General features: G+C 42.5%; 10 protein-coding genes. 9 read left to right on the forward strand and 1 reads right to left on the reverse strand.

The genetic code is table 11. The features are described 5' to 3' along the window. Window positions 1-10: 10 nt before the first annotated feature. From leuB to yihA, 9 genes are all read left to right on the forward strand, one after another. On the forward strand, window positions 11-1,123 hold the full coding sequence (gene leuB / locus J7I90_RS10450; RefSeq protein WP_214771203.1) for a 3-isopropylmalate dehydrogenase: 1,113 nt from the start codon (window positions 11-13) through the stop codon (window positions 1,121-1,123). 71 nt (window positions 1,124-1,194) lie between these two features. Next, entirely contained in the window at window positions 1,195-2,604 is a 1,410-nt protein-coding gene (gene leuC / locus J7I90_RS10455) for a 3-isopropylmalate dehydratase large subunit (RefSeq protein WP_214771205.1), read from the forward strand. A gap of 28 nt (window positions 2,605-2,632) precedes the next feature. Further along, on the forward strand, window positions 2,633-3,232 hold the full coding sequence (gene leuD, locus J7I90_RS10460; protein WP_034308930.1) for a 3-isopropylmalate dehydratase small subunit: 600 nt from the start codon (window positions 2,633-2,635) through the stop codon (window positions 3,230-3,232). Between the two features lie 155 nt (window positions 3,233-3,387). Further along, window positions 3,388-4,422, forward strand: coding sequence for a tetratricopeptide repeat protein (locus tag J7I90_RS10465; protein ID WP_214771207.1), 1,035 nt, complete (start codon window positions 3,388-3,390; stop codon window positions 4,420-4,422). Window positions 4,423-4,606: 184 nt separating this feature from the next. Continuing rightward, window positions 4,607-5,899 (forward strand): trigger factor, encoded by a 1,293-nt coding sequence (gene tig / locus J7I90_RS10470; protein WP_034308928.1) that lies wholly within the window; start codon window positions 4,607-4,609, stop codon window positions 5,897-5,899. 430 nt (window positions 5,900-6,329) lie between these two features. Further along, complete coding sequence (clpX, locus tag J7I90_RS10475; protein ID WP_034308926.1) at window positions 6,330-7,598, forward strand: ATP-dependent protease ATP-binding subunit ClpX; 1,269 nt, start codon at window positions 6,330-6,332, stop codon at window positions 7,596-7,598. 345 nt (window positions 7,599-7,943) lie between these two features. After that, the gene (lonB, locus tag J7I90_RS10480) at window positions 7,944-9,614 is read left to right on the forward strand and encodes an ATP-dependent protease LonB (RefSeq protein WP_214771210.1); all 1,671 of its coding nucleotides are present in this window, start codon (window positions 7,944-7,946) and stop codon (window positions 9,612-9,614) included. 255 nt (window positions 9,615-9,869) lie between these two features. Then, window positions 9,870-12,191 carry an endopeptidase La gene (lon, locus tag J7I90_RS10485; protein WP_214771213.1) on the forward strand — a complete coding sequence of 774 codons (2,322 nt, stop codon included), beginning with the start codon at window positions 9,870-9,872 and terminating at the stop codon, window positions 12,189-12,191. Continuing rightward, window positions 12,188-12,769: a ribosome biogenesis GTP-binding protein YihA/YsxC gene (gene yihA / locus J7I90_RS10490; protein ID WP_034308918.1), complete on the forward strand. Its 582-nt coding sequence runs from the start codon at window positions 12,188-12,190 to the stop codon at window positions 12,767-12,769. Before lon ends, yihA begins: the two co-directional genes overlap by 4 nt. A gap of 56 nt (window positions 12,770-12,825) precedes the next feature. Here yihA and J7I90_RS10495 read toward each other — a convergent pair whose 3' ends face one another. Continuing rightward, window positions 12,826-13,308, reverse strand: coding sequence for a LiaF transmembrane domain-containing protein (locus tag J7I90_RS10495; protein ID WP_214771216.1), 483 nt, complete (start codon window positions 13,306-13,308; stop codon window positions 12,826-12,828). Between the last annotated feature and the right edge of the window lie 128 nt (window positions 13,309-13,436).

Below are 13,436 nucleotides of genomic sequence, written 5' to 3' on the forward strand. Positions count from 1 at the left end.
GGAGATTTCGATGAAAAGGAATATTGCGGTGCTTCAAGGAGATGGCATCGGGAAAGAAGTAACAAGAGGCGCTGTAGAAATCCTCGAAGCCGTTGCCCAAAGATATGGACACGATTTTGAATTTCAATATGGTGAGATTGGCGGAGGGGCCATCGATAGCACAGGTTCACCCCTGCCGGATGAAACAGTGGAGATTTGTAAAAACAGCGATGCGGTATTATTAGGGGCCGTTGGAGGACCTAAGTGGGATGACCAGCCTGCGCACCTAAGACCGGAACGAGGTTTGTTGAAAATCCGAAAAGATTTGAACCTTTATGCTAACATCCGTCCAATCAGCTATTATTCCAGCTTGTCGGAATCTTCTCCTCTTAAGAAGGAATTCATTGAAGATGTGGATTTCGTGATTGTCAGGGAACTAACTGGCGGCCTTTATTTCGGAAAGCCAAGTGAGCGCGTTGAAAAAGAAGGGAAAGAAGCGGTCGTCGATACACTTTTCTATCAGAAAAGCGAAATGAAGCGCATCATCGAACTTGCTTTTTCATTAGCATCGGAGCGCAAGAAAAAAGTAACTTCCGTGGATAAAGCGAATGTTCTTGAATCCAGCAGGATGTGGCGTGAGACGGCTGAAGAAATTGCCAAGGACTATCCGGATGTAATCCTTGAACATATGCTTGTTGATAATGCAGCCATGCAATTGATCAAAAACCCGAAACAATTTGATATTATCGTGACGGAGAATATGTTCGGTGATATTTTAAGCGATGAAGCGTCGGTATTGACTGGCTCGCTTGGAATGCTTCCTTCCGCCTCCATTTCAACTAATGGTCCTAATCTATATGAACCGATTCATGGCTCTGCCCCGGATATCGCAGGCAAAAACCTGGCTAATCCGATTGGGACGATTTTATCGGCGGCTTCCATGCTGCGTCTATCCTTTGGGATGGAAGATGAGGCGAAAGCAGTTGAGCAGGCGGTGGAAACGGTCCTTGAATATGGCTTGAGAACAGGCGATATCGCAAATGGCCAAGCGACAATTACCTCTACCTCAGAGATGATTGCAGAAATAAAAGCAAATCTTTTAGACCAGGAAGCCATTTCCAACATCATGGGAGCTTACGCATAAACTTCTTTCACGGCCTAACTTTAGGCCGTGTTTTTTAAAAAAAATACAAGATTGATCGAGGTGGGATAGTGATGGGTAAGTCGATAATAGAGAAAATATGGGATCGCCATATTGTAAATGAAGAGGAGAATAAACCGGATTTAATTTATATAGACCTTCAATATATTCATGAAGTGACCTCACCGCAAGCATTTGAAGGATTGAGATTGAAAGGACGCAAAGTCAGGAGACCAGATCGTACTTTCGCGACAATGGATCATAATGTGCCAACCGTTAATCGCTATTTCATCGAGGATGATATTGCAAGGAAACAACTAGAGGCGCTTGAGCAAAACTGTAAGGAGTTCGGTATCCGCCTTGCTGATTTAGACAGTCCTGATCAAGGTATCGTTCACGTTATCGGGCCTGAATTAGGACTTACACAGCCAGGGATGACGATTGTCTGCGGAGACAGTCATACTTCCACGCATGGTGCGTTTGGCTCGATTGCATTTGGAATCGGTACGAGCGAGGTCGAGCATGTTTTGGCCACACAAACCCTATGGCAAACAAAACCCAAAACATTGAAGCTTGAGGTTAATGGCAAGCTTGGTCATGGCGTGATGGCGAAAGATGTCATTTTATATGTGATTTCCAAATTCGGCGTCGATTTCGGTACGGGACATATCATTGAGTATTGCGGGGAAGTTTTCCGGGATATGTCAATGGAAGAAAGAATGACGGTCTGCAATATGTCGATTGAAGGCGGGGCAAGAGCAGGGCTTGTAGCTCCTGATGAAACAACGTTCTCTTATTTGAAAGGCCGTAAATATTTGCCGAAAGGAGAAGAGTTCGAGCGATGTGTTCAGGACTGGAAGTCACTTTCCAGTGATGAGGATGCTGTTTATGACCAAGAAATCATTCTTGATGGCAGCCTGATTTCACCAATGGTCAGCTGGGGGACAAATCCTGGAATGGCTAGTGGAGTGGACGGAAAAGTACCTACCCTAGCAGAGGATATCATGGATCCTAAGGAACTGAATCGAGCCATTGAGTATATGGGCCTTGAGGAAGGGATGCCGATTACGGAAATTCCCGTACAACATGTATTCATAGGATCGTGTACCAATTCACGCATTGAGGACTTACGGCAAGCCGCAGGAATGATCGATGGCCAAACTGTTCAAAAAGGGGTTCGGGCGATGGTCGTTCCCGGTTCACAAAGCGTCAAAAGGCAAGCGGAGGATGAAGGGTTGGATGAAATTTTCAAATCTGCAGGCTTCGAATGGCGCGAGTCGGGCTGCAGCATGTGCCTGAGCATGAACCCTGACGTGGTTCCGGCCGGCGAGCATTGTGCCTCCACAAGCAATCGGAACTTCGAAGGCAGGCAAGGAGCTGGAGCAAGAACACACCTGGTTAGTCCGGCCATGGCTGCCGCGGCCGCCATTCATGGGAAATTTGTCGATATTAGGAATTTGAAAAGAACTGAACAAGTCCAATAAGAATATGAATTAACCGGAGGTGCAGAAAATGGAACCCATTACTATATATAAAGGAAGAGCTGCGGCACTTGACCGTAAAAACGTGGATACGGACCAAATCATTCCAAAGCAATTTTTAAAAAGGATTGAGCGAAGCGGATTTGGTGAATTTTTATTCTATAACTGGCGTTTTGATGAAACTGGAAAGAAACGTCCTGATTTTGAATTGAATCAGCCCCATAATCAAAACACGTCCATATTAATAGCAGGTGAAAATTTTGGCTGCGGCTCGTCCCGTGAGCATGCCCCTTGGTCTTTGAAAGACTACGGGTTCGATATCATCATCGCTCCGTCTTATGCTGATATCTTTAAAAGTAATTGCATGAAAAATGGCATGGTCCCCATCGCTTTGACCCAGACTGAAGTAAACTATTTAATGGAGAGAGTGTCGGCACCTGATTATGAGCTGACTATCGACCTTCCCAATCAGACATTGAAAGATGGTCAAGGGTTTGAAACGAGCTTTGAAATTCATCCATATTGGAAGGAAATGCTCGTCAAAGGCTGGGATGAAATTTCGATAACGCTTCAATATGATAAAGAGATTTCTGCCTATGAATCTCAAAAAAAGGCTGTATCGAGTATTTAATAGAAAAAAGTCATTTCCCGTTCTCCTTTCTTATTTGAAAGGATGCGGGATTTTTTTTATCGGGGAAGAAAGAATCCGCCCGAATAAATTTTGTGTTTCCAGCTATTACATGCTAAACTGTTTCTCAAAAAGCGAACGGTGAGGCGGAAAATAGGATGGATGATGAGAACAACCAAAAGAAGGCCGGAGAAACAAAGATTATCGCCTTTCCGAATCTCGGTGAGAGGCTGATTGTAAGAGGACTGGATGAGCTTGGCGACAGGAACTTTAAAGCGGCTGCACAGCTTTTCAGCCAAGCCAGGGAGTATGAGCCCGAAAATGATGAAGTTTGCATGGGACTGGTGGTCTCACTAGTTGAACTTGAGTATTACCAGGAGGCAAAAGAGTTGTGTATAGAGATGCTGAATAAAGGCATCGGCGACTATTTTCAACTGATCAATATTTATTTGATGGTACTGCTGCAAATAGGCGAGCACCAGGAAATGGTCACGACGATCGAACTGCTATTTGAAGAAAACCAAATTCCCTTTGATAAAGAGGAACATTTCGAAAAGATGCTTCAGTTCAGTAAAAGGGCCCTTGAGGATAAAAAGGAAGAGAAAGAAAGGCAAGATCAACAGCTTTCAGAGGAAATGCAGGAGGATGAACTTTTTGAAGGGAAAACGGATAATGAAATGCTTATGGTCATTTCAAAACTCACGAATATCAATATTCGACCATTTAGCCCTCAAATCGAAGAATTTCTACAAAAAGATGAGGGACATCCTTTCTTCAAAACGATGCTCCTTAACATCCTTATCGACCAGGAGTATAACGAGGAAATGACGGTGAGGAAATTCAATCAATCGAAGTCGGTCATCCCAAGGGAATTGAAAAGTTTGAAGGAGACGGACTTCTATAAGAGGGTGACCGGACTGGCCGAAGAGGAAATCAGTCAGGATAATCCGAGCTTATATGAAATGGTCCATAGTTTGATTGAACGTCATTCTTTTTTATTGTTTCCTTTTGAACCAGGGCCTGAAAGCTTGCCTGCATGGGCAGCTGCCTACCATGCCTTGGCGGAAGAGTACATGACCGGGGAGGTTTCCGTAAGGGACTTAGCGGATCTTTACCAGGCGGATGAGGAAAGCGTTGCGGATATTCTTTCCTATATAAAAGAAATTGAAGAAATTTCTTATCCTATTATTTAAGCTATTGCTGTTGTAACAGATTAATCCTGTGGTATAATGTAGTGGTTGTAATGTATAATTCGTCTAATTTTGACGATTTCCCCATTATTTTGGGGGTATATTTGAAGGATGACTTGTTAACACTTGCAAAGCATAATCATCCAATGCTTATTATTGAAGTATATAGATTTTTGGAGGGAAACACATGTCTGTAAAATGGGAAAAACAAGAAGGTAATCAAGGCGTACTAACAATTGAAGTTGACGCTGCAAAAGTAAACGAAGGTTTAGACGCAGCTTTCAAAAAAGTAGTGAAACAAGTAAATGTACCTGGCTTCCGTAAAGGTAAAATGCCACGTCAAATGTTCGAAAAAAAATTCGGCGTAGAATCACTTTACCAAGATGCGCTTGATATCATTCTTCCAGATGCTTACGCAAATGCTGTCGAAGAAGCTGGAATTCAGCCTGTAGATCGTCCGGAAATCGACATCGAGAAAATGGAAAAAGGCGAAAACCTGATCTTCACTGCAACTGTAACAGTTAAGCCTGAAGTTAAATTGGGAGATTACAAAGGTGTTGAAGTTGAAAAATTCAATACTGAAGTAACTGACGAAGATGTTGAAAACGAATTGAAAACTTTACAAGAGCGTCAAGCTGAACTTGTCGTTAAAGAAGAAGGACAAGTCGCTGAAGGCGATACGGTTGTTCTTGACTTTGAAGGATTCGTTGACGGTGAAGCATTCGAAGGCGGAGCTTCAGAAAACCATTCATTGGAAATCGGTTCAAACTCTTTCATTCCAGGATTCGAAGAGCAGCTTGTAGGTCTAGAAACTGGCGCTGAAAAAGATATCGAAGTTACATTCCCTGAAGAATACCATGCTGCTGAACTTGCAGGTAAACCAGCAGTATTCAAAGTGAAAATTCACGAAATCAAAACTAAACAACTTCCTGAGTTGGATGATGAGTTCGCGAAAGATGTCGACGACGAAGTGGAAACTTTGGCTGAACTTAAAGAGAAAACAAAACATAAATTAGAGCATGACAAAAAACATGAAGAAGAAAACTTCATCCAAAACACTGTAATTGGTAAAGCTGTTGAAGGTGCAGAAATCGACGTTCCTGAAGCAATGATTTCAAACGAAGTTGACCGCATGATGAATGAGTTCTCTCAACGCATCCAATCTCAAGGTCTTAATTTGGAACTTTACTACCAATTCTCTGGTCAAGACGAAGAAGCTTTAAAAGCGCAAATGAAAGAAGAAGCTGAAGGACAAGTTCGTACGAGCCTAACTCTTGAAGCAATCGCAGAAGTTGAAAAACTTGAAGCGACTGACGAAGATGTAGAAGCTGAACTTGCACAAATGGCTACTATGTACAATATGGAAGTTGACGCGATCAAACAAGCTCTTGGAAACTTGGAAGGAATCAAAGGCGATCTTAAAATTAAGAAAGCAATTGACTTCTTGGTAGAAAACAGCAAAACAGTTGACGCAAAATAATTTTTATAAATAAGTAGATTTAAATATTTCCTTAAAAAAACAAGGCGCGAGTAATCGTGCCTTGTTTTATACATATTGAGAATTAGTGTAAATTTTAAATATCGGTTATTTCCTGATTGATTTTTTTTGGATTTCGGTGTAGATTAGTTCTAATACCGCATATACATATTTATACAGCAAATCCTGCTTTTAAAAATCCGGAGTTTTGGGCATGCTGGTAAAGGGCAAATACATATTGATTGATTATTGTACTTTTTTAACAACTCGGACCGTGAGCATTTTTGTTACTAAACTTCCAAGAACATGATAAAATGCAAAACATACTAGGGAATTTGGAATGTTTAAGCAGATGTGTACCTAGTTTTTTTTCTTTACGATTAGGTACCGCTATGTAATAGAGTTGGAAGAGTATTTAAAGGGGTGAACGTACATGTTTAAATTTAATGATGAAAAAGGACAGTTAAAATGTTCTTTTTGCGGTAAAACACAAGAACAAGTCCGTAAACTGGTTGCTGGTCCAGGTGTCTATATTTGTGACGAGTGTATAGAACTTTGTACGGAGATTGTCGAGGAAGAGCTGGGAACTGATGAAGAAGTAGAATTCAGAGATGTTCCTAAACCTATGGAAATCCGTGAAATTCTTGACGAATATGTAATTGGACAAGAACAGGCAAAGAAATCTTTGGCTGTAGCTGTTTATAACCATTATAAACGTATCAATTCCAATAGCAAAGTCGACGATGTTGAGCTTTCCAAAAGTAACATCGCCCTAATCGGACCGACGGGAAGCGGGAAAACCCTTCTTGCGCAAACATTGGCACGTTTACTGAATGTTCCTTTTGCCATTGCCGATGCCACTTCCTTGACGGAAGCTGGATATGTTGGGGAAGATGTTGAAAACATCCTTCTCAAATTAATCCAAGCAGCCGATTATGATGTGGAAAAAGCGGAAAAAGGCATCATTTATATTGATGAAATCGATAAAGTTGCCCGTAAATCGGAAAATCCTTCCATTACACGTGACGTGTCTGGTGAAGGTGTGCAACAAGCTTTATTGAAAATTCTTGAAGGAACGGTTGCAAGCGTTCCGCCTCAAGGTGGACGTAAACATCCACATCAGGAATTCATCCAAATCGATACGACCAATATTTTGTTCATCTGCGGCGGTGCCTTTGATGGCATCGAACCGATCATCAAACGCCGTCTTGGTCAAAAAGTCATTGGATTTGGCTCTGACGTGAAAAAGGATGATATTGCAGAAAAAGAATTGCTTTCCAAAGTCCTTCCTGAAGACTTGCTTCGTTTCGGATTAATTCCGGAATTCATCGGACGTCTTCCGGTAATTGCGACTCTTGAGCAATTGGATGAAGCTGCTTTGATTGAAATCCTTACACAGCCGAAAAATGCCCTTGTTAAACAATATCAAAAATTACTTGAGCTTGACGATGTTGAATTGGAATTCGAACAGGAAGCGCTAAGTGAAATTGCTAAAAAGGCAATTGAACGCAAAACTGGTGCACGTGGTCTGCGCTCCATCATCGAAGGCATCATCCTTGAAGTGATGTTCGATCTGCCTTCACGTGATGATGTTGCAAAATGTGTAATCACAGGCAGCACGATTTCGAAAAATGAATCTCCAAAGCTCGTCCTTAAAGACGGTACAACCATCAAAGGACAAGAAAAGAAAACATCCGCTTGATTTATTAGGAAAAGAAAGACTGCCAGTTAATGCTGGCAGTCTTTTTGTTTTTAGACCAAAGTTGATTGTAATGGAAGGTATGGGACTCCTGCGGAAAGTGAGTGCCTGTAGTGGAAATCAACGTTAAAACCTCAAAACAGTAGGTAAAACCAGTTAATATCGATTTGTTTACAGTCAGAGACTGCCAGTTCACCCGGGCAGTTTTTTTCATTTCCCTTTTTTCTAATTGTTGTTATTTAGGATAAAAACGCCAAAATTTTCAACACGAATTTCTTGGATAATATCGCCCTTCCAAAGGAGATACTAACAGAAATGACAAACTTGGAGAGTGCAGGAGGGAATACGATGAATTGGACAGGATTGGCGTTATTTATCCAGCTGTTTTTTGGGATTATTATTGGATTGTATTTTTTGAACTTATTGAAAGGCCAGCGGACACAAAAGGTTTCCATTGACCGTGATTCACGTAAGGAGATGGACCAATTACGGAAGATGAGATCGATTTCGTTAACAGAACCATTGGCAGAAAAAGTTAGACCAAGTACATTTAATGAAATCATCGGTCAAGAAGATGGGATTAAATCTTTAAAAGCTGCTTTATGTGGGCCGAATCCCCAGCATGTGATAATTTACGGTCCTCCTGGGGTGGGAAAAACGGCAGCTGCCAGACTTGTTTTGGAAGAGGCGAAGAAAAATGGCAAGTCCCCTTTTAAGAATTCGGCCGTTTTTGTTGAACTGGACGCCACCACAGCCAGATTCGATGAACGAGGGATTGCCGATCCGCTCATCGGTTCTGTGCACGACCCAATCTACCAAGGAGCCGGGGCAATGGGACAGGCAGGCATTCCGCAGCCAAAGCAGGGTGCAGTCAGCAATGCACATGGAGGCGTACTGTTCATAGATGAAATAGGGGAACTCCATCCGATACAGATGAATAAACTTTTAAAGGTATTGGAAGATCGTAAGGTATTTCTGGAAAGTGCCTATTATCAAGAGGAAAATCAAAATATTCCCACACACATCCATGATATTTTTAAAAATGGACTGCCGGCTGACTTTAGGTTGATTGGAGCTACAACAAGAACGCCAAATGAAATCGCGCCTGCGATACGTTCAAGATGCATAGAAGTGTTTTTCCGTGAACTGGACCGGGAAGAAATAATCGCCGTGGCCAAGAATGCCTCGGATAAAGTAGGGATCACCATCAGTGATAAAGGCTTGCAATCGATATCGGATTATGCCCGAAATGGCAGGGAAGCTGTCAACATGATTCAGACTCTTGCAGGAATCTCAATTAATGAAAACAGGACTTTCATCAGGGAAGAAGATATAGATTGGATGGCCCATAGCAGCCAGCTGACTCAAAGAATGGACAGGAAAATAGAATCGAATTCCAAAATAGGCCTTGTCAACGGTCTTGCAGTATATGGTCCAAACAGCGGGGCATTGCTGGAAATCGAGGTTACGGTCATGGCTGCCTCTGATGAAAAAGGTTCGATAAACATTACCGGTATCGTTGAGGAAGAAAGTATCGGCGGCGGGAGTGGCAAATCGGTTCGACGCAAGAGCATGGCGAAAGGTTCGATTGAAAATGTCATTACGGTATTACGTTCGATGGGAGTGCCTGCCAACCAATTCGATATCCATGTGAACTTTCCGGGCGGAAGTCCAGTGGATGGCCCTTCTGCAGGTATTGCAATGGCCACAGGCATATACTCGGCCATATATAAAATCCCTGTTGACCACACTGTGGCGATGACTGGGGAAATAAGCATCCATGCCGGCGTTAAACCGATCGGCGGTGTCATTCCGAAAATTAAGGCAGCCAAACTTGCCGGGGCAAAAAAGGTAATCATCCCAGCCGAAAACATGCAGCCGCTTCTATCAGAAATCAAGGATATAGAAATCATTCCTGTTTCGAATGTGAAAGAAGTGCTCGATCAGGCACTGAAGAAAGAATTGATGTCGGAACAAATCCTCACAACCTTGGACCTATCAAAAAAAGAAAGTGTATAAAGGATATGCCCCGGCTAAAAATAGAACCGGGGCATTTTAAGGACCATACTGGCGTTCCCGGCAAGCCTGCCGTAAAAAATAAACACGCATTCAGGCGTGCTTTTTTATCTAATATTGGAGATAATAATAGCAGTCGAAACGTGTTAAGGTAAACGAATAGACACTTCTATATAAATAGGATAGAATTGTTAAAAGGTTGAGAACATGGGTAAATAGTTTACAACGACGATACTAATTAGATGGAGGTGTCAGGAAATGACTGATAAAGAAATCATCGTCCCCCTCCTGCCGCTTAGAGGACTGCTTGTATATCCAACGATGGTGCTTCATTTAGATGTAGGCCGAGATAAATCGGTACAAGCCCTTGAGAAAGCAATGGTGGAAGACCATCTTATATTTTTGACGACACAACAAGATGTTTCGTTGGACGAACCAGGTGAAGAAGATTTATTTACAATGGGAACTTTAACAAAGGTAAAACAGATGTTGAAGCTTCCTAATGGTACAATCCGGGTGTTGGTGGAAGGGTTGAACCGCGCAGAAGTCATGGAATTTTACGATTATGAGACACATTATGGTGCCAAGATTAAAATATATGAAGACAGTGATGAAAAGGATGCTGAACATCAAGCATTAATGCGCACACTACTGGATTATTTTGAACAATACATAAAAATGTCCAAGAAAATAACCGGTGAAACGTTTTCGTCCACTTCGGATATTGAAGAGCCTGGGCGATTAGCGGATATAATCGCTTCCCATTTGCCTTTGAAATTGAAGGAGAAGCAAGAAGTGCTTGAGACCATTGATATGAAAGAGCGTCTTAGCCGTGTAATCGAGATCATCAATAACGAGAAAGAAGTTCTTTTTCTCGAGAAAAAGATTGGCCAGCGTGTTAAACGTTCGATGGAACGAACTCAAAAGGAATATTATTTACGAGAGCAAATGAAAGCGATCCAAAAGGAATTGGGCGATAAAGAAGGAAAAACAGGGGAAATTGAAGTCCTGAACGAAAAGATAGAAGAAGCGGATATGCCTGAGCATATCAAAGAAACGGCATTAAAGGAATTGGACCGTTATGAAAAAGTTCCTTCGAGCTCAGCCGAAAGTTCTGTCATCCGCAATTATATCGAATGGCTTATCTCTCTTCCTTGGACCAAAGCGACCAAAGATGACTTGAATATTCATAAAGCCGAAAAAATCCTGAACCGGGATCACCATGGTTTGGAAAAGGTGAAGGAGCGTGTGCTTGAGTATTTGGCCGTTCAGCAATTGACCAAATCATTGAAGGGACCGATCCTTTGCTTGGTGGGACCGCCAGGAGTCGGGAAAACGAGCTTGGCTAAATCGATCGCTTCATCCCTGAATAGGAATTTCGTCCGTATATCTTTAGGTGGGGTGCGCGATGAATCAGAAATCCGCGGACATCGCCGCACATATGTAGGGGCCATGCCGGGACGGATCATTCAAGGCATGAAAAAAGCTGGAACGATAAATCCGGTCTTTTTACTGGACGAAGTGGATAAGATGTCCAATGACTTTAGGGGAGATCCATCTGCAGCGATGCTTGAGGTGCTCGATCCAGAGCAAAATCATAATTTCAGTGATCATTATATTGAAGAAACCTACGATCTTTCCAAAGTCATGTTTGTCGCAACGGCAAATAATTTGGGATCGATTCCTGGTCCGCTTCGTGATCGTATGGAAATCATTTCGATTGCAGGTTATACTGAGATAGAGAAACTTCATATAGCCAAGGATCACTTGCTGCCAAGACAGCTTGAAAACCATGGTTTATTGAAGACACAATTGCAAGTCCGTGAGGAAGCTCTTACAAAAATCATCCGTTACTATACTCGGGAAGCCGGTGTTCGGAGTCTGGATCGACAGCTTGCAGGCATCTGTCGGAAGACTGCAAAAATCATCGTGTCCGGAGATAAAAAGCGGGTCGTCATTGCTGAAAAGAATGTCGAGGAGTTTTTAGGGAAAACCATGTTCCATTATGGACAGGCGGAGGTCGAGAACCAAGTCGGTGTAGCTAATGGTTTAGCATACACGTCGGTAGGTGGCGATACGCTGCAAATCGAGGTTTCCTTATCACCAGGTAAAGGTAAGCTGATCCTGACAGGAAAGCTTGGCGATGTAATGAAAGAGTCAGCCCAGGCTGCTTTCAGTTTTGTCCGTTCAAAAACCGAGAAACTTCAGATTGATGCGAACTTCCATGAAAAATATGATATTCATATTCATGTCCCCGAAGGTGCGGTTCCAAAAGATGGCCCTTCTGCAGGCATCACGATTGCAACAGCGTTAATATCGGCCCTTACAAATAGGCCGATCAGAAAAGAGGTAGGCATGACAGGCGAAATTACATTACGCGGACGGGTTCTTCCGATCGGCGGGCTTAAAGAAAAATCTTTAGCGGCCCATCGCGCAGGACTTACGAAAATCATCATCCCGCAAAATAACGAAAAGGATATTGATGATATCCCGGAAAGTGTCCGTAAAGCATTAACATTTGTTCCAGTTTCACACGTCGATGAAGTCCTTGAGCATGCATTGGTAGGTGTGAACGAATGAAAGTAACAAGTTCAGATATTGTCATCAGTGCTGTGAAGCCTGAACAATATCCCAATACTCCTATACCGGAATTTGCCTTGGCAGGCCGTTCCAACGTTGGGAAGTCCAGTTTCATCAACAAAATGATCAATCGAAAAAACTTGGCGCGCACATCCTCTAAGCCGGGTAAGACGCAGACCTTGAATTTTTATATCATAAATGAAGCACTCCATTTTGTGGATGTACCGGGTTATGGTTATGCAAAAGTATCAAAGACGGAGCGTGATGCTTGGGGGAAGATGATCGAAACGTACTTCACTTCCCGTGACCAGCTCCGCGCTGCGCTTCTGATCGTCGATTTGCGTCATCCGCCGACAAAGGATGATATCGCAATGTATGAATTCCTGAAGCATTATGACCTGCCCAGGATCGTCATTGCCACCAAAGCGGATAAAATTCCAAAAGGCAAATGGCAGAAACACTTGAAAATCACGCGCCAAACGTTAAATATGGAAAAAGAAGATGAATTGCTTCTATTCTCTGGTGAAACAGGCGAAGGTAAGGAACAAGCATGGGGCGTCCTTAAGAAATATATGTAAAGGAAAAGGGTATTCCGCATCTGGAATACCCTTTTTCATTATGGAATCGAAAATCATCACTTTTTTCGAACCAAAAAATAAATGCCGATCGCCATCAAGGCAAAGGGCCAAAACCTTTCGAAGGTCGCGGTGGTTGTTTCAACAATCCCGAAAGACGTTGTGATTTTATCATAGAATAAGAATGTGATCGAGACGATGAATATGACCACCCCGTGAAACATTCCAGAATTTGTTTTACGTGCCCGGAGAATAAATCCCAGTGAGATGATTAAAATAAAGATACCTATATCATCCGGCCAAATCTCCAGGTTCCCGGCGATGTGGAAGTGAGCCCCGAACCCAAGTAAGATGACGCCTGGCAGGATGGACTCATATTCATTACCGCTATATGCCTGAATCAGGAAGGCGGCACCGACAATACATAATAAAGTGGGCCAGCTGAAAAAGCCCGGAAAGATTTCGATTTGGGAATGTTCAAGAAAAAAATAGAGCCCGAAACCGATTAAAACGATTCCTGGGAAAATACGATGCGTTTTCATTTTATCCTCCTATGCAATTCGATTACTTGAAGTTTTTTGCCATTTTTGATATGGTACTTTTGTACACAATGTCGAAATATGTATGTAACTTTACAAATCCCGCTTAGACACCTTTTGTAGCATTGAGG

The sequence above is a fragment of the Bacillus sp. ISL-57 genome, from assembly GCF_018613135.1.
Lineage (GTDB): Bacteria > Bacillota > Bacilli > Bacillales > DSM-1321 > Peribacillus > Peribacillus frigoritolerans.